Origin of the sequence: Sporosarcina cyprini, from assembly GCF_022048975.1 — a bacterium.
GTDB lineage: Bacteria > Bacillota > Bacilli > Bacillales_A > Planococcaceae > Sporosarcina > Sporosarcina cyprini.
On the sequence record NZ_JAKMHX010000030.1, the window covers coordinates 606,815 to 625,391 of the forward strand.

The 18,577-nt window shown below is 42.7% G+C and carries 15 protein-coding genes; 7 read left to right on the forward strand and 8 right to left on the reverse strand.

Annotation, left to right across the window (positions count from 1 at the left end):
* Window positions 1-64 precede the first annotated feature (64 nt).
* Window positions 65-1,555, forward strand: a complete 1,491-nt coding sequence (locus tag L7D49_RS15665; protein WP_238082485.1) for a catalase — start codon at window positions 65-67, stop codon at window positions 1,553-1,555.
* A 79-nt stretch (window positions 1,556-1,634) separates the two neighbouring features.
* Here L7D49_RS15665 and L7D49_RS15670 read toward each other — a convergent pair whose 3' ends face one another.
* Window positions 1,635-2,606 (reverse strand): phosphotransferase enzyme family protein, encoded by a 972-nt coding sequence (locus L7D49_RS15670; RefSeq protein ID WP_238082487.1) that lies wholly within the window; start codon window positions 2,604-2,606, stop codon window positions 1,635-1,637.
* Window positions 2,603-3,118 (reverse strand): GNAT family N-acetyltransferase, encoded by a 516-nt coding sequence (locus L7D49_RS15675; protein ID WP_238082489.1) that lies wholly within the window; start codon window positions 3,116-3,118, stop codon window positions 2,603-2,605. The genes L7D49_RS15670 and L7D49_RS15675 overlap by 4 nt, the downstream gene beginning before the upstream one ends.
* A 258-nt stretch (window positions 3,119-3,376) precedes the next feature.
* Between L7D49_RS15675 and L7D49_RS20455 the strand changes: the two genes are divergently transcribed.
* Window positions 3,377-3,718, forward strand: coding sequence for a DUF5658 family protein (locus L7D49_RS20455; RefSeq protein ID WP_472908862.1), 342 nt, complete (start codon window positions 3,377-3,379; stop codon window positions 3,716-3,718).
* Between the two features lie 125 nt (window positions 3,719-3,843).
* Here the strand turns inward: L7D49_RS20455 and L7D49_RS15680 are convergent, their stop codons facing one another.
* From L7D49_RS15680 to trhO, 3 genes are all read right to left on the reverse strand, one after another.
* The gene (locus L7D49_RS15680; protein ID WP_238082491.1) at window positions 3,844-4,662 is read right to left on the reverse strand and encodes a DUF368 domain-containing protein; all 819 of its coding nucleotides are present in this window, start codon (window positions 4,660-4,662) and stop codon (window positions 3,844-3,846) included.
* Window positions 4,663-4,898: 236 nt separating this feature from the next.
* Window positions 4,899-6,341, reverse strand: a complete 1,443-nt coding sequence (locus L7D49_RS15685; RefSeq protein ID WP_238082493.1) for a VWA domain-containing protein — start codon at window positions 6,339-6,341, stop codon at window positions 4,899-4,901.
* A 251-nt stretch (window positions 6,342-6,592) separates the two neighbouring features.
* Window positions 6,593-7,573, reverse strand: coding sequence for an oxygen-dependent tRNA uridine(34) hydroxylase TrhO (trhO, locus tag L7D49_RS15690; RefSeq protein WP_238082495.1), 981 nt, complete (start codon window positions 7,571-7,573; stop codon window positions 6,593-6,595).
* Window positions 7,574-8,287: 714 nt separating this feature from the next.
* On the opposite strand from trhO, the gene L7D49_RS15695 reads away from it, so the two are divergent.
* The 3 genes from L7D49_RS15695 to L7D49_RS15705 all read left to right on the forward strand — a co-directional run bounded on the left by L7D49_RS15695 (window position 8,288) and on the right by L7D49_RS15705 (window position 11,382).
* Window positions 8,288-9,751, forward strand: coding sequence for a polysaccharide deacetylase family protein (locus L7D49_RS15695; RefSeq protein ID WP_238082497.1), 1,464 nt, complete (start codon window positions 8,288-8,290; stop codon window positions 9,749-9,751).
* Between the two features lie 145 nt (window positions 9,752-9,896).
* Window positions 9,897-10,277 carry a GntR family transcriptional regulator gene (locus L7D49_RS15700; protein ID WP_238082499.1) on the forward strand — a complete coding sequence of 127 codons (381 nt, stop codon included), beginning with the start codon at window positions 9,897-9,899 and terminating at the stop codon, window positions 10,275-10,277.
* A 4-nt stretch (window positions 10,278-10,281) separates the two neighbouring features.
* Window positions 10,282-11,382: a DUF1648 domain-containing protein gene (locus L7D49_RS15705; RefSeq protein WP_238082501.1), complete on the forward strand. Its 1,101-nt coding sequence runs from the start codon at window positions 10,282-10,284 to the stop codon at window positions 11,380-11,382.
* Between the two features lie 107 nt (window positions 11,383-11,489).
* On the opposite strand, the gene L7D49_RS15710 is transcribed toward L7D49_RS15705, so the two are convergent.
* Entirely contained in the window at window positions 11,490-12,473 is a 984-nt protein-coding gene (locus L7D49_RS15710; protein WP_238082503.1) for an NAD(P)/FAD-dependent oxidoreductase, read from the reverse strand.
* A 296-nt stretch (window positions 12,474-12,769) separates the two neighbouring features.
* Here L7D49_RS15710 and L7D49_RS15715 point away from each other — a divergent pair, with 296 nt between their 5' ends.
* Window positions 12,770-14,458 (forward strand): methyl-accepting chemotaxis protein, encoded by a 1,689-nt coding sequence (locus tag L7D49_RS15715; RefSeq protein WP_238082504.1) that lies wholly within the window; start codon window positions 12,770-12,772, stop codon window positions 14,456-14,458.
* 60 nt (window positions 14,459-14,518) lie between these two features.
* Here the strand turns inward: L7D49_RS15715 and L7D49_RS15720 are convergent, their stop codons facing one another.
* Window positions 14,519-14,803 (reverse strand): DUF6509 family protein, encoded by a 285-nt coding sequence (locus tag L7D49_RS15720; RefSeq protein ID WP_238082506.1) that lies wholly within the window; start codon window positions 14,801-14,803, stop codon window positions 14,519-14,521.
* 184 nt (window positions 14,804-14,987) lie between these two features.
* On the opposite strand from L7D49_RS15720, the gene L7D49_RS15725 reads away from it, so the two are divergent.
* On the forward strand, window positions 14,988-16,685 hold the full coding sequence (locus L7D49_RS15725; RefSeq protein WP_238082508.1) for a M3 family oligoendopeptidase: 1,698 nt from the start codon (window positions 14,988-14,990) through the stop codon (window positions 16,683-16,685).
* Between the two features lie 286 nt (window positions 16,686-16,971).
* Here L7D49_RS15725 and L7D49_RS15730 read toward each other — a convergent pair whose 3' ends face one another.
* The gene (locus L7D49_RS15730) at window positions 16,972-18,459 is read right to left on the reverse strand and encodes a GGDEF domain-containing protein (RefSeq protein ID WP_238082510.1); all 1,488 of its coding nucleotides are present in this window, start codon (window positions 18,457-18,459) and stop codon (window positions 16,972-16,974) included.
* Between the last annotated feature and the right edge of the window lie 118 nt (window positions 18,460-18,577).

The window sequence follows — 18,577 nt, forward strand, 5'->3', positions numbered from 1 at the left end:
TTTTGCACTTTGCTATAGTTATCATTGAACATTGATAAATCAATAACTAAGGGGGATTTCACTCATGTCCAATAATGATAATCGTTCTCAAAATAGGTTAACAACTGCTGCTGGTGCTCCAGTTGTTGATAATCAAAACTCCATGACAGCCGGTCCAAGAGGTCCTGTCCTTCTTCAAGATGTTTGGCTAATTGAGAAACTGGCTCACTTTGACCGAGAAGTAATTCCGGAGAGACGCATGCATGCAAAGGGATCAGGTGCGTATGGCACATTTACCGTAACAAACGACATTACCCAATATACGAGAGCTAAACTCTTTTCTGAAGTCGGCAAACAAACTCCCATGTTCGCCCGTTTTTCCACGGTAGCCGGAGAACGTGGAGCAGCAGATGCCGAGCGGGATATCCGTGGCTTCGCTTTGAAATTTTACACAGAGGAAGGAAACTGGGATCTCGTCGGAAACAATACACCCGTCTTTTTCTTCCGGGATCCACTCCAGTTCCCAGATTTAAACCATGCAGTAAAACGGGATCCGCGCACAAACATGCGGAGCGCGACAAACAACTGGGATTTCTGGACGTCCCTTCCTGAAGCATTGCATCAAATTACTATCCTTATGAGTGAACGTGGCATTCCTAAAACGTACCGGCATATGCATGGTTTCGGAAGTCATACGTACAGCATGATCAATGCCAACAACGAACGGGTTTGGGTAAAATTCCATTTCCGCTCCCAGCAAGGCATCGAAAACTTGACCGATGCGGAAGCGACAGAGTTGATCGGCCATGATCGCGAATCTCATCAGCGCGACTTGTTAAACAGCATCGACAACGGAGAATTCCCGAAGTGGAAAATGTATATTCAAGTCATGACGGAAGATCAAGCTTTGCAAATGGATTACAATCCATTCGACTTGACGAAAGTCTGGTACAAAAAAGACTTCCCACTCATTGAAGTTGGAGAGTTTGAATTGAACCGCAATCCAGATAACTATTTTGCAGAAGTGGAACAAGCCGCTTTCACGCCGGCAGCGATCGTACCTGGCATCGGATTCTCACCTGACAAAATGCTGCAAGCCCGTCTTTTCTCGTACGGAGATGCGCAAAGGTACCGTCTTGGAGTCAACCATCACCAAATTCCGGTCAACGCACCGAAATGTCCGTTCCATAGCTTCCACCGTGATGGAGCCATGCGCGTAGACGGTAATCATGGCAGCCGGACTTCGTATGAACCGAACAGTTTCGGTGAATGGAAAGAGCAGCCGGACTTCAAAGAGCCGCCACTCAAGCTTTACGGAGATGCAGCCCATTGGGATTTCCGCGAGGATGACAGCGACTACTTCACGCAGCCAGGTAAGTTGTTCAATTTGATGAATGATGACCAAAAAGAAGTTCTCTTTGGCAATACTGCACGCAATTTGGGGGATGCTCCAAAGGAGATCAAGATCCGGCACATCCGCCATTGCTACCAGGCAGATCCTGCCTACGGAGAAGGAGTTGCGAAAGCACTTGGCATTTCAATGAATGAAGTACTACAAGAACAGGTTATCGGCTAATAAAAAAACAGGAGGAGAAAACATGTCGTTTTCTACTCCTGTTTTACATTCATCTATTTATTTCCGAAGCCAGAACGCATTAGCCGAACAAATAAAGGGACTCCTCCATCATGCTCTTGAAAGGAATCTTGTTATTTCTTATATTAGTTTCTAGTTCGTTCAGCTTCCATTTCTGCCAATCCTCCAGGCTCTCCATGTCCCACGTATTCTTGAAAAGTGAATAAAGGAACACTTCTCTCATGTGCATAGAGACCAAAACCTGCTCCATCACTATTCTAGACAACGTTTTCTTTGAGGTATACCCGGAAAGGAATGAGTGAAGGAAGACACTCGGAAAATCATCCCAATCGGGGTGAAACGATGTACCCGTCCATAGGGCATGATAGATGGAAACCGCTATGTCCTGTGCATAGAAATGATTCCCGCAATCGTCGAAATCAAAGAAGATCAGTTTTCCTTCTCGAATATGAAAATTTCCTTGATGGAGATCGTGATGGATAAAACCATACACCTCTTCATTCTGTTCCCATCCACTCATTTGCTGCATTAGCCTTTGAAATGCATAACGGAGCCATTCTTCCTCCAGCTTCATTTGCTGCAGCTTTTCGAAGCCTGAGCTGCGCCCCTGTATATCCAGCTTGTCTACACAATGCAATGAGGCTAATTGCTTTCCCCATTCATGGAAGAGCGATTCATTCCAAACAGTAGTATCGAGCACATCAACTGGCTGCCCTTCGGTATGTTCAAAGAAACAAAGCCAATAGGATTCTCCGTTGTACGTGAATGGAAAAACGGAACGATCGCCTGTCGTTTTATACGATTTTGCGACAGCGATGCCACAGGAGCTGAGATGATCCAGCCATTGCATTTCAGCTTCTAATTCCTGCTCCGTTCTATCCTGTTGCCGGCATAACCGGACAGCTGCTCTTTTCTCATTGACTTGCACGATAAATACTTCATTAAAAAAACCATCTGCCGCTTTAGTTATGTCAGCCACCTTCGCATTAAGATGATCTTCTATCCACTTCTTTACCTGCTCTTCTTTTCTCATATACTGATCCAATAGCGCCGCAATACGGTGCCATCCCTTTCTTTAAAATCAACATCTCTTTCTCCGCCTAGACGAATAATCATCCGCTCCGACGGAATATTCCCTTCTTCACATACTACAAGTGCCCTTTCAATTCCAAGCTTTCTTAACTCAGCAAGCGCCAGTGAGAGGATGACCCGGCCATAGCCATTTCCTCTCTCACTCGGCCTGATTCCTAAACTGATATGTCCCTCCGTGTTAACTAAGCGCTCGTTCAGCCCGTGACGCAAAACCGCAGCACCAATTATGCGCTTATTTTTCAGCAGCCAAAAAGTAGAATACGGCACCCACCCTTCAGGAAGCCCGATTCCTTTTTCAGCATCTGCACATCGCTGAACAAATTCTTGAACATCACCAAGCTCTTTGCGAATAAAGGACGGCGCGTATTCTTCATACGGAGATTTCCATTCTTTGCGGAATGACTGATAACTAACTTCATAAGCAGCTGCCGGTTTCACTAACTGAAATGCCATTATTCTTCACCCTTGATCAGACTTATTGTTATGATAACTTGCCTGTTTTTACTCGTTGCCCCAACTGTCTCCACTCAATATAAGTATTTATTGCCAGTCACGCAATGACTTTTTTTCTTTTATTGCGAAAATAAGGCCGTACAGAATTTTTTTATTCGTGCATGACAATCGCTTGAATAAAAAACAGCAAGAATCCATATGCTATATGTCTAAGGAACGGTTACTAGCAACAGCGAACAATGTATCGGGAGTGAAACCATGGAAACGGCAAGAACATTACCCCAATCAAGAAGCAGATTATGGAACGCGTCTTTCCTGCTATTATGCTTAAGCATGATAGATGCCATTTTTACAGATCTCGGCTTGCGCCAAGGGCTGATCGAAGAGTTCAACCCTCTCATGAGATCGATATACGAGATGAATATCCCTATTTTTTATTTAATCAAATTCTGCCTTCCGTTGGCTCTCTTATTTTTGGTAACTAAAATAACACATCGGTTATATTTACGTTTTTTATTGTTGTCTGCTTTACTCTTGTACATTATAATTGTTGTCTACCATATTTGCTGGATTGTCATGGCGGCATTGCCGCTTTCATAAAGATTTGAGATCTGCCATCCTCCTAACGGATTGGTCGGATCTTTTTTTATTTTTCTTACATAAAAAAACCGTTTCCACGGGGATCACTCACAAGTAATCCTCACGGAAACGGTACAATAAGTCATTTATTTTGTTTTTGGATCTGCCACATTAAACATATTCGCAACGATCAAACCGGTAATTAGCGCGATGGCACTCATTACAAACGGAGTCCCGCTCTCAGGAATTCCCGGGTAGATAACAAAAATAGATCCGAGAATCAACCCGATAATGATGGCAAACATGCTGTGCGTATAATGATGCAGCAAATATGCAATGGCCTTGCTACTCACAATAAATCCAACAATCACACCAGCACCGATCACGAGGATCAATGGGAAATTCATTGTGGAAAGAGCATTTATTGCTGTCGGGTAAACGCCTAGCAGTAATAAGATGAACGAACCGCTGATCCCTGGCAGCAACATCGCCATGCTCCCTGCCCAGCCTGCAAAGAACAGGCCCAGTGTATTTGTAGCAGTCAACGAAGTGATGACAGCGGCGTCAGCCGGTTTCATGAAGGCTGTCGATGCCAAAGCTGCCGCGACAAGAAGCAAAAGAAGATAGTGCCCAAATTTAAAATTCGTCCGCACATTCGCTTGTTTGGAAATAAAAGGAACAATGCCAATGATCAAACCAAGAAAGAAAAACTGAGTGGGCTGATTATAATTCTTCAATAAATAATCGATGACCCGGCTGAATAAAACTAATGTTAAGCCGATCCCTATGCCAAGTGGCAAAAGAAAACCGATATGTTTCTTCCAATCCCGGCTAAAAAAACCACTAATTGCTGATAACAAACGATCATAAATTCCAAGGATGAACGCTATCGTTCCTCCACTGACACCAGGTATCAAGTCGCTGATTCCCATTAAGAATCCGCGATAAATATTTTTCCATTCCATTGTTGTAAAGTCCTCCAAAATTCAAATTCACTCTTAGTAGTATACCATCTACAAACAAAAATAAGGACAAGAATGTAGTCGTGAACCAATTTGACAAAATAAAGAATGTTGTCAATACATACATGACGTTCTTTGAAGCATGAAATTCGGGGCATACGACGTCTTTTCAGACCAATTTTCTTCCAACAAAGACAAAACTGGCGCGAGGTAAGCTAACGTACCTGGCGCCAGTTCATTCATTTCCCTTGTTCCTTTTTCAATTTCTCGATCCGCTCCATATAATCATCAATTTTTTTATCAATCCGATCCGACTCATCTTGAATTAATGTATCCTTCTCTTCCTCAAGTGCATCGATCATCTGATCGTATTGCTCTCGGTGCCTCTCCGCAATACCTAACAACTCATCCTTTGTTGCTTGATCAATTAATCCTTCCCCTTCGAGAAGTTTAGCAGCACCTGCAAAGCGATAGCTCTCTACACGAATCAGGTCTCTCGCAGAGGTTGCCAGTCTCCGCACTTTGTCATGTGCCATCGTTTTGGGCCATGCATCCGCCTTAAAATACATTAAACTGACTAAATCCAAATCAGACGGCAGCCACATTTTTGAGATTCCGTCTGTCATTTCCTCTAAGGAATCAGCTGCCAAATATGTGCCATTCCCTGCCTCTGCCACTTGCTTTAATTGGCTTTCAGCCTCTTGATCCACTTGGAAACCAATGACATTCACATGCCGTTCTTTCGAAAGCTCGGCAAAAGCCTTTGCTTCCTCGACTGGATTCCCATCGCATGTTTCAGCTCCATCGCTGACAATATATAATGTCAGATCCTCTTCCGTCTTTTCATGGTCAAGCCGGGCCTGTTTAATGGCACCTGCCAACGGGGTCCAGCCACTTGCTTTCACTGAATCAACAGCTTGTTCAAATTCTTTTTCTTTATATTTACTCAATGGATATACTTCATCAATTGTCCCGCAAGACAACGTTTTATCCGATTTGTTTTGAGTGCCTGCGTGGCCGTATACATATAACGATACGTCACTTTCACTACCGATTGTGGCGGCAAATCCTTTGACTGCACTTTTGGCTGTATCCATCTTCAGCTTGCCATCAGCCTGAAGCAGCATGCTGGAACTGGCATCCAATAAAATAATTGCCTTTGACGGGATAGCAGCCGGTTTCCCTTCAGCCGTTATTTCATAAGGTTCCGGCAAAACCGGCTCCTTAAAGGCTGGTGAAAAATGAACGAATGGCTCAACAACCTCCTGATATCGAGCACCTCCAAGCAAATGAAGGAACACCGCATACAAATCTTCTGGATCCTTAGTTGACTCAAGAATTGGTTTCATTTCATTCAAAAAGTCCTCTCGAATGTCAGCGTGAACCTCTTGGCCAACCCACATAGATGTTTCCTGATCAATAGAAAACTCTTTCGTCAGTTGACCAGGCGGGAACTGCGCCAGTTCTTCGGCAGTGGATGCGGCCTGGCCAAGTTGGATTGACATTGTATGTGTTTGTTCCTCTTCCTCCTTCTGACTTACCGTACTTACTTTCTCTTCTGTCTGCTTTTGTCCTTTTGTATCGCTTGCAGGTTGAGCCTCTTCGGTTTTACCTCCATTGGAACATCCTGCTGCTACTATACAGGACGCAAATAGTATAGCGGTTCTGATGATCGCTCTCATGTCTGTTCCCTCCTAATGGAAATCTATTTCCTATACGCAAGGTAAACTGAATAGTTTCTTTTCCAGCCGTAAATGAATCAATATGATATGGATATTTCCAGTTCATAAGGTTATTAAATGAATTTAGTCCTACTCATAGTAAATGACACAGTTGCTTCGAAACACAAAAAACTGCAATCAAATTCGAGATGACTCGAACTTAACTGCAGTTTATTTGAGTTATTTGCTTGACTTACTTATTTAACAACAAATCAATTGACCGTTGCTGCTGTTTCCTCACGACGTTTTTCAATCGCTTCAAGCCGTTGATTAAACTCATCAACCGTCATGTTATGTTCTACAAAATAACGGTTACGTGGATGCGTACGGCATTCATCTGAACAGCTTCTCATATACAAATGCTCGTTTTCTTCCGAGCAGAGGATTTTCGCATTACATTCTGGGTTCGCACAATTGACATACCGTTCGCAAGGCGTACCGTCAAAATGATCGCGACCGACAACTACATGTTCTACTTGATTGACCGGTACTGCAATCCTTTCGTCAAACACATAGCATTGTCCATCCCATAACTGACCTTTAACAACTGGGTCTTTTCCGTATGTCACAATGCCGCCGTGCAAGTGAGCTACATCTTCAAAACCTTCACGCTTCAACCATCCAGTGAATTTCTCACAACGAATTCCACCTGTGCAATAAGCAAGGATTTTCTTACCTTCAAACATTTCCTTGTTTTCCTGAATCCATTCTGGAAGTTCGCGGAATGTCTCGATATCCGGACGGACGGCTCCTCTGAAATGGCCAAGATCATACTCGTAGTCATTGCGGGCATCCAAAACAACTGTATTTTCTTCTTGCATTTGCTTGTAAAATTCTTCTGGACTTAAATATTCTCCAGTCAATTCAGTTGGATCAATATCCTTATCCAAACTTAAATTGACGATTTCAGTTCGGTAACGAACGTGCATTTTTTTGAAAGCATGTCCATCCGTTTCGTCAATTTTGAACCAGAGATCCTTAAACCGTTCATCACTATGCATTTTCGCCATGTAAGCATCGGTCTGTTCAATTGTACCTGAACATGTTCCGTTAATGCCTTCCTTGCCGATCAGAATCCGGCCTTTCAAGCCAAGTTCCTTACAAAATGCCAAGTGCTCGGCAGTAAATGTTTCTGGGTCTTCAATTTCTACATATTTGTAGAATAATAATACCCGATATCCGCCTTTTTCCATTTCGTCAACCACCTTCTGTTTTTTCTCTTTGCAATAGGGATAACAGCAAGTTCGGTTTAACAATATTCGATTGTAAACACATAACAGCTAACCCGCATTTGCAAGATCCGGGCCTTGGACATTATATCACAAAAAACTCTCATATAAAAGGGAATGACGGGGATTTCCTGACGTAAAAACAATCACTTTTATGCAAGATATGTGCTTGTTTCATGTAGAAAACTCCTTAGTTTCTGAGTTTTCTACAATGAAGGTAAAGCCGAAAAAGTTGATTTCCGCTACGGCCAGACGTTGCGAACAAACTGTTACATTCCGTTCCATCGCTCGCTTTCCGTGGGCATGGCTTAAGCAAATCGAACTGCGAAGGGTTCGATTTGCTGTATTCCTGGGATTTTCCAGAAATTAAGGCATGTATTGGGTAAGTTGAAATATGACTATCAATCACTTATTCACACATGCAAACTCCCCCACCCTCAGAACTATAAAATGATAGAGTGACTTATTTATCTTATATTTTACTAAAACAAAACTACTAGAAGAAGTTCAATTTCTCTACTCTCTTTTTTTATAAAAACACTACTTATCCCATTGTGTCAGATTTTGTATGTTGTATACTAGAGAAAGATAAAGTTTCGACAAAAGATCGTTTTATTCGAAACTATTTTCCAACTATCCCCGTCTAAGTCTTTACAAAGGAAAAAGGAGTTTAGCAGAATGAGAAAACCTAGGCGGAAAATCTGGATTGATTTTGCGTTTTCAGTCACCATTATTTCATTGACCATTGCCGCGATCTTTATTATCTCCAGGCCGAGTAACAGCAAAGAGCAACCGAAAAACCAAACAAACGGAACGGCTTCCGTGTCCATCGAATCCATCGAATCCAGTTATCCAGGAATTAAAATTGTCACCGAAATGTCTAACGATAAAAAAATGCCCTACGCCATTCAATATCCGCAAAGTACACATAATGAATTCAATGAACAGGTACTCTCTTACATAAACGACGAACGAGCAAACTTTCTAAAACGAATGGAACAATTGAAGAAAACGAAGAAGGATCCGACCGGAGAACTTAATATCTCTTTTGAGACCATGCACCATAAATCAGGTCATTATTCCTTTGTCATGGTATCTGGAAGCAATTTCAGCGATGGGAAAACATCCATGGTCATTCATTCTTTCCACTTGCATCCTTCGACAGGCGCAATGCATACGATTGCCGATGTCATGAACCGCAATCCGGAACATTTGAATGTCCTGTCTACGAAAGTGAAGAAGGAGTTACAAGCAGATCCATCTTTACAAGGAAAATTGGCAGATGACTACGAAAACTGGCTTGCCCCTTTGTGGAGTAACTTCAGGGAGTATACACTGACAGATGAAGAAATCGTATTCTATCTCAATCCGCAAATTGTGACGGATCGTACTATTGGCCAGCCTATTGTATCCATTCCACTTTCCTCTATTAACTCGATTGTTTTGAAAGCTTATCAATCGGAAGAGGCCGATCCTTTACAGACGGAAGGACAAATTGGGAAAAAGCCTGTAAAGCCGTCCCATCCAGAAAGCTCAAAAGAGGATGAAACAACCGGCGAAGGGGAAGCAACTCATCCCGATCAACCTCTTGCCAAGAGAGTTGCGTTGACGTTCGACGATGGTCCAGAGCCAAAAGTGACTCCTCAAATTTTAGAAATACTGAATCGCCATGATGCCAAAGCAACTTTCTTTATGTTAGGAAGCCGGGTGGAATATTATCCTGACGTCGCCGCTGCTGTTCAACAGGCAGGGCATGAGTTAGGAAATCACACGTGGAACCATCCGAATCTTGTTAAACTCCCAAGTGCCCGGGTAATAGAAGAAATTCAAAAAACGTCTGCCAAGATTGAAGAGGTAACAGGACAAAAGGCGACCGCCTTCCGACCTCCTTACGGGGCAGTGAACCAACGAATTCGCGGTCTTTCCGATATCCCGATTGTCTTGTGGGATGTCGACACGTTGGATTGGCAGCATCATGATCCAACCAAAATACTAGAAAAAGTGAAGCAGCAGACGAAAGACGGCAGCATTATTTTAATGCATGATATTCATCAATCGACTGCTGACGGGCTCGATGCTGTCCTGACGTATTTGGAAAGCGAAGGCTATTCATTTGTCACCGTCTCCGAATTACATGAATGACATTTGAGAGACCAACTAAAAAAGCGACGGATCCCTTGCGATCCGTCACTTTTTTGTTTTTGAAAACAACTTGCCTACTAAGAAAGCTATTCATAGGAGAGCAGTTTTGTTATAATTCTTTTAGAACAGAATGGAGGAACGATCATTGCAAATTCAAATCGAACCCGCTTCTGATATACCTATTTACACCCAGCTGGCCAATCAATTGATTGCTTTGATTGCGAAAAAAGAATTGAAGCCAGACGATACATTGCCATCTGTCCGGTCCTTGGCAGCAGATTTGGGAGTCAATATGCATACAGTGAACAAGGCGTATCATGAGCTTCAGCAAAAAGGGATTATTTCTGTCATTCCTAAATCCGGTGCTGTCATTAATCCGATTCCGGAAAAGAGTACAGAATCGAGCAGAGATCGCATGCGCGAAACACTTCACCCTTTGATCGCTGAATCGATCGTCTATGGAATAACGCGAGATGAAATCCTCTCGCTTGCATCGTCTCTCATTTCGGAACTCACGGAGGAATAACTATATGGAAATGACTATTTTTCTTACCATCATTGCATTCCTGACTCTTATGCAATCCGCCATGCCATATTTTTCAAAACAGACCATTACATTTGGTGTTACGATTCCCGAAAGCCATACAGATGATGCAAGGCTGTCAACTTTTAAACGAACCTATTCGGCATTGGTGCTAATAACGGGCGTTCTGGCATGTGTAATATTTGTCTGGCTATCTTCAATAATGAGTGAACAAAACTTTATTCTGGCTGGACTTGCCCTTCAGTTCATTGTGCTAGGAAGCAGTATGATTCTCTATTTTTTCTTTCATTTAAAAGTAATGGCTTTAAAAAAGAAAGAGGCTTGGGGAAACCAGTTAAAACAAGTGACCGTGACCGATCTCTCCTTACGCTCACAGGATGAAATGCTTCCTACTTTCCTATTTGCCCTGCCAATGGTAATCACACTCGGTTTGCTTGCGTACACTGCAGTTCATTATCCAAACTTGCCTGATCAAATACCGACTCATTGGGGGCCGAACGGAAAGCCGGATGCTTTCAGTGATAAATCACCTTTTTCAGCCATTGCGATGCTGGTGATCCTGCTCATCATGCAAGCTATGTTCGGCTTAATTCATTGGTCGACAAAAAGTGCGGGAATCCGGCTGCGTGCGGCAAAAAAACAAGCATCGAAAATCCAGCAACTTACTTTTCGGAAGTATTCCAGCTGGCTCTTGTTTTTCGTTTCTATCCTTGTGACCGTTTTGCTAGGTTATTTGCAAATGGCAAACATCCATGATCAACTAGGCAATTCAACGGTCCTTTTTATATTGCCAATTGGTTTTGTTATTCTTATACTGGCTGCTACAGCATTTTACGCTTTTAAGATCGGGCAAGGCGGAGCGAGGATAGAAATCGATATAGTGGAAGAAAGTAAAGATGGATTAACCGATATAGATGAGGATGTACATTGGAAAGCGGGCATTTTTTACGTGAATCGAAATGATCCATCCCTCTTCGTCGAAAAGCGGTTCGGTGTTGGATGGACCATTAACTTTGGTCAGCCCTTATCTTATTTCATTATTTTTGTTCCTCTTGTGCTCATTATAGGAATATCCCTCTTCCTCTAACTTGAATAAGGCGAAGAACATTAAATCGTTCTTCTCCTTCTTGGGCTTTGAAAAGAGAAAACGCTCCCTCTGTCATTGACAGAGAGAGCGTTTTTACTTTACTCGGTTCAGTTAAATACACTCGTGCTATGAAGCGGCTGAAGTCTTGCTTTCGGATCGATGTAAGCTTTGGCATGGTTTACTGCTACCGGTGCTTCTCCTAAACCGACTGCAATCAGTTTCACTTTGCCATCGTAGCTTGTAATATCCCCTGCCGCGTAGATTCCTTCAATATTTGTTTCCATTTTTGAGTTCACTAAGACGGAGGTGCGGTCCATTTCAAGGCCCCACTCCTTAATCGGTCCGAGGGAAGAAATGTTTCCATAATTGACGATTAGATGATCAATTTCAACACTTTCCTCTGTGCCATCCTTCTGTGCAAGAACTACTTCGCTGACCATTCCGTTTTCACCGGAGATTGATTTCACAGCACGTGATGTTAGGACATTGACTTTTGATTCCATCAATTGGTTGACACTTGTTTCGTGTGCTGTAAACCGTTCCCGTCTGTGTACTAAAGAAACATTGGAGGCAATATCCTCTAGCATGAGAGCCCAGTCAACAGCCGAATCTCCGCCGCCGCAAACAAGTACGTTTTTGTCTTTAAACATGGAAAGGTCTTTAATCCCATAATGCAGTGTAGTTCCCTCAAATTCCACCTCTTCGGCTAAACCGATTTTCCGTGGCTGGAAAGCTCCAATGCCGGCAGTTAGCAAAATCGTACGTGTCAAATGAACCCCTTTGTCAGTTTCCAGAATGAAATGATCGCCATCTCGTTTCACAGATACTGCTGTCTCGCCAAGATGGATTTCAGGGTTGGAATAATGAGCTTGTGTCACAAGGTTCGCCACAAGATCCTTCGCAAGGATCTTTGGAAAACCGCCAACATCATAAATATACTTATCTGGATACAATTCAATTAGCTGTCCGCCTAATTGAGGCAGGCTATCTATAATTTTGACCGACATTTCCCGCATACCTGCGTAGAAAGAAGCGAAAAGACCTGTTGGGCCTCCCCCAATGATTGTAATGTCGACAATTTCATTATTCATCTATGAACACTCCATTTTCCTTAGACTTTGATCAGAACGAAAAGCTGCTTCCTTTCCCTCTGATTTCTTACTTATCTACTCTACACATTATCTACTATTTTTCAATAAAAAACACCCAATTTGTTTCACGGATTTCGTTGTCATTCCAATAGCCGGATCACATGGATAGTAAAATTAAATTTGGAAGCGCTTAACTTTTTTTAATTTTAATTATAGTATTATTTCCTCAAATCCGTATAATAGGATATATGTACCGATTCATAAAAATTCAGTTGCGACTTTGGGGGGGTTCACACATGAGACTATCGGTATCCAAAAGAATATGGTTCGGCTTTTCCATATTGCTTTTCCTAATGCTCTTGATCGGAGCTGCATCTTTTATTTCGACAAAAAAGATGAACGATGAATTTGCATTCCTATTGGACGACCGCATGCACAAAATCAGCCTGGCTGATGAGCTGATCAATGCACAGAAAGAAAGATATATCGCCATCAGCAGTTATGTGTTGTTCAAAACACAGGAATTTGTCCAACAGCGGGATGAGTCTACGGCTGTTGCGGATGAATTGATTGCGGAGATGAACAAATCCTTTACATCCTCTGAGAATAAGAATCTCGTGGATGAGCTTACAGCCCTGGATGAGGAGTTTGGCCAGATGGTGGATGAAATCAGCTATATGCTGATGAGAGGCAACGAAACACAGAATCGTGTGCTGTTAAAACAGGCGAGCGTCTTAAATATGGAAATGATGGACAAGGCAACGGAACTGAAGGCAAGACAGCTGGAAGAAATGGCGACGTCCAGAAAAAGCTTAGAAAATATGACCATGATCATTCATTCAATTACTATCGGATTAATACTGGCTGGGCTCGTACTTTCCATCATTGTCACGAACATGATCAACAGGAAAATTGGATTGCCTGTGAAGAAGATGACTTCTGCGCTGGAACAAATTGCTGATGGGGACCTGACAATCGAGCGGGTCACAATAAAAAATAAAGACGAAATTGGTGATATGGCTTCGGCCTTTAATCGGATGGTTGCAGACGTCAAACAGCTTCTTGAGCAGATTCGATTCTCCTCCCACCAATTGGCTGCGCAAGCCGAACAGTTGTCAGCTAGCTCGGAGGAAAGCCTCGCTTCATCGGAAATGGTTGCTTCTGCTTCAGAAAAGAATATGCGTGAGAGTGAACAGCAAACAAGTTTGATCAATGATCAGACCGAATCTGTCAGTACCTTATCGCATGATGTCACAGCCATTGCACAAAGCAATGAAAACATGCTGGAGTCTATGCAATCCGTTATTTCCTACGTATCAGACGGCTCTCATACAGTTCGGGAAGTATCAGGCAAAATGAGCCAGATCCAAACGACCATTCAGGAAGCTGCCGAGATTATTCAACTGATGGCCAAGCAATCAGCTGAAATTCAGCAGGTAACTTCTCTCATAACGGCTATTTCGGATCAGACAAATTTATTGGCATTGAATGCCGCAATTGAAGCAGCCCGTGCAGGTGAGCATGGTAAAGGGTTTGCGGTCGTTGCAGAAGAAGTCCGCAAGCTGGCCGAACAATCCAAGACGTCTGCTACCGAGATTGAGACGATGATCGAATCGATCCAATCGGCTACAAAGAAAGCGGTTGTTGCCATTAACCTTGGCAGCAATACAGTCGAAAGCGGCAAAACAGAAACAGATAATTCACTTCAATTATTCAACCATATTGAAGTAGCTGTCGAAGAGGTGCACGGCAATGTGAATCGCGTTGCCCTTGCGATCGACCAAATCCGAAACATGACAGAGTCAATCAGCCACTCTTCGCATCAGATTCAGAAGATAGCCGAATCTACGGCATTCATCGCACAGGAAACGAGCGCAGCCACAGAAGAGCAGCTGGCTGTGAACGAAGAGATTTCGACGAGTTCCCAAACACTTGCATCACTCGCCGAAAGCCTGCAAAAAGAGGTCAACCGCTTTACTTTCTAATGGCATTAGCGTGGTGCTAAATAAACGAAAAAATCGGAGCCGCTTTTGCGCTCCGATTTTTTATTGTGCAAGATGTGCCTTGCAAAATTGCTCTATTTCCGTGTATTCCTCATCATCTAATTCGAAATCGAGGACATTCCCTGTCGCCCTTTCAAAAAAGTTGTAGGAAACGATTCTCTCTTCTTCACCATCCACCAAAAAGATGATCCGCAGGCCCGTCCCTTTTTCATCGTAAAGTTCATCCTCGGGATCTAACTGGAGGTATAGATGAAATTCATAGCGGGTCCCGCTTAATATGCCGGTCGGGTCGACCAATTCCTCCCGCGTATATTCCATTATGTCCATTTGTATCATCCTCACCAAATAATAAATAGTGTTCGATACCATCGTACACTAAAAAACGCTTCTCGTCGTTCATTATAAACTGTTTTTATTCATAGACAACATTTTTGTTTTGCAATTTTCCAGAGATTAAGGAACAATGAAAGAGTGAAAACTATTCACAATTTTATCGTTAGGGGAAATGTATATGTTGAAATTTGAAGACTACCAATATACGAGACCGGATATGGCGGAAATCAAAGAACAATTCCATGATTTATTGGAGCAGTTCCGCGCCGCGGACTCGTACGACAAACAAAATGAAGTAATTGAAAAAATTAACGCGATCGGCAGCGATTTCTCAACACAGGCCAATCTGGTTTATATTCGTGCGTCCATCGATACGAATGATGAATACTACCAAAAGGAACGGGACTATTTCGATGAAATTAATCCTGAATTCCAGGAACTTGGAACCGCTTTCTACAAAGAGCTCGTTGCAACTCCTTTCCGAAAAGAACTGGAAGAGAAATGGGGCCCACAGCTTTTCGCATTGGCGGATAATGCCATCAAGTCATTTTCATCCGAAGTCCTTCCTCTCTTGCAGCAAGAAAACAAGCTGACGTCAGAGTACGCGAAGCTGGTAGCCTCTGCACAGATCGAGTTTGACGGCAAAACATTGACTCTAGCTCAACTCGCTCCATATGCGGAGTCAACGGACCGCTCTGTCAGAAAGTCTGCGATGGAAGCCTCCTATGCATTCTACGAAGACAATGGAGAACAATTTGACCGCATCTACGATGATTTAGTAAAAATCCGTCATGAAATCGCAACAAAACTAGGCTTCAAGAATTTTGTGGAACTTGGCTATGCCCGGATGAATCGGATCGGCTATGATGCCGATATGGTGAAAAACTTCCGCGACCAAGTGCGGGACTACATTGTTCCTCTAGCGAATAAGCTATACGATCGACAAGCAGAACGGATCGGCGTCGATAAGTTGAAATTCTACGATCAATCATTGAATTTCTTAACAGGCAACGCGAAGCCGAAAGGATCTTCCGAATGGATCATTGAAAACGGCAAGAAAATGTATCAAGAGCTCTCCCCGGAAACGGATGAATTCTTTACATTCATGACAGACAAGAACTTGCTAGACTTGGAAGCGAAAAAAGGCAAAGAATCTGGCGGCTACTGCACATTTATCGACAACTATGATTCGCCGTTCATCTTCTCCAACTTCAACGGTACATCTGGCGATATCGATGTACTGACACATGAGGCAGGACATGCATTCCAAGTCTATTCCAGCCGAAATATCGGGATTCCTGAATACGTTTGGCCGACACATGAAGGGGCTGAGATCCATTCCATGAGCATGGAATTCTTCACGTGGCCATGGATGGAACTATTTTTTGAGGAAGAAACGGAAAAATACAAGTTTGCTCACCTAAGCAGCGGTCTGCTCTTCTTGCCTTATGGTGTCGCAGTGGATGAATTCCAACATCTCGTCTATGAACATCCTGAAATGACGCCTGCCGAGCGCAAAGCCGCTTGGAAAGAGCTTGAAAAAACGTACTTGCCAAAACGTGATTATGACGGCAATCCATACTTGGAAGCTGGCGGCGTGTGGCAACGTCAATCTCATATATATGAAGTGCCATTCTACTATATCGATTACACACTCGCGCAAATCTGTGCGTTCCAATTCTGGAAACGCTCGCTAGAAAACCGCGAGGAAGCTTGGAATGATTACATTCACCTTTGCCGACTCGGCGGTTCCAAGAAATTCACGGAACTCGTGCGTGATGCCAACCTCATCTCTCCATTTGAAGACGGCTGCGTACAGTCTGTCGTTGGCGCCATCGAATCTTGGCTCAACAGCGTAGACGATAAATCACTATAAGAGAAGTTCAAAGGACTGTCCAGACTATCAGTGGCAAACTGATAGTCTGTGACAGTCCTTTTAAACGATTCGCCTGTGATTTAATTCTCTGCAGTTTTTCAGAGTTCGCCGATCATTACAGAATTCCTATTACAGTTTCATCGGTCAATCTATTCCGGTTAAGATCATCCGATATCAAGCTTCTCTTGGTATGCAAACTACCTTCATGTTAAAAAGATAGATTTAAAAACTGGGGAGAAAAATAGACGGAGAAAATATTAACTCTTTTCTCCGCCTGCTCATGGGATTAGCTAGTGCACAGCGGTTCATGTACGCTGTAGCGATTTTTACCGTTCTCTTTCGATTGGTAGAGTGCGTCGTCAGCTTTTGCATAGAGTGTATCAAACGTATCATTTCTATCGGAAAATGCGATTCCGATACTGACGGAGAGCGGAATCTCGTTTGTTAAACGCATTCCGATTACATTGCCTTCTATTTTCAATAGCAATTCCTCTGCTGCCTGGCGTACCGCATGTTCCTCGGCTTTTTTAAATAACACGAGAAATTCGTCTCCACCAACCCTTGCGGCAACTGCCTTCGGTTCTACCACTTCAGCTATCATAGTGGCAGCCTGTTTCAAAATACGATCTCCTTCTCCATGTCCAAGCCTGTCATTCACCTGCTTGAAGTTGTCTAAATCAATCATAAGCAACGCAAGCGGAGTGCTTCCGGCCAAGCTTCTTTGCACCTCATCCTCGAAGGCCGCACGGTTTTTCAGTCCTGTCATACTGTCATGGAACGCTAAGTGAATCGGGGCTGCAACGAGCCGGCCAATAATGAATGATAATCCTACTGCTGCCGTAATAATTACTAATAGCTGTTTAATGAACTGGTTTTTATATGTATGCAATAATCCCGTCAACTCGGAATCGTTATACACAATTTCTACTACACGGTTTGTTGAATAACCACGTCTTTCTTCCGCTATATACGGAATATATCGATACGTTTTTTGACGTCCATCTGCAACTAGAGTAAGTTCTCTCACTTCCCCGCTCTGATTAACTTCGTTGAAAACCGAGAAAAACGGCTCCTCAATTTTCTTCTGCATGTAACCATCGGTTTTCTGTCCAAGTATAAAACCTCCGGAGTTATAGACATGTATGCTATCGATAATATCATATGTATCTTCCAGTTCCTTGCTTGTCTCCAGGAAATTAAACTTCTTAAAAATCTCTTCATCCTCTAATGAGGCTGCCAATTCTATTAAGTAAAGATGATCAGGCGTCGGCATATAACTGAATTTCTTTATTTCCCCTGTCTTCGATTGGATATCCATTCCGTCATGTGAAAAGTTTGACCCTTCCCTCCTGCTATCCAGCAGTTTGGAAAACTTCGGACAGCAATCGCTAAAGTTCAAACCAATATCTTGTTTAAAACTGCTATATAATACTGTATTATTATCATTCAATACGAAAACTTCCATACCATACTTCTTCTTCAGCTCATCAAAATTCCATTGGGCAAAATCGGACTCTTCCTCGTATTTTTGAACTAACTCATTCGAAAATTCCTTCATTTTATCTGACATTTCCTTGTCGAACAAATCGTATACGGTATCGATGGTCGAAAGATTGCTTATTATTTTGTCCTCTGCCATGGAAATCTTGGCAGCCTGGCTTGCAATGACACTTTCTTTCAGTTTCATATAATCAAACATTGCAATGACAAAGGAAAGAACTAGCGAGAATACAATTAAGATTACAGTTAGTTTTAATCTAAAATTCCTAGCCAAAGACGTATTCCCCTTTTGCGGTCCGTATATTTCATAAACATTATAGACTATTTATACACCCCTAACTATGCTAAACGACCTAAATAATTTGATTTGACGAGAGGAATTCACAAATTCG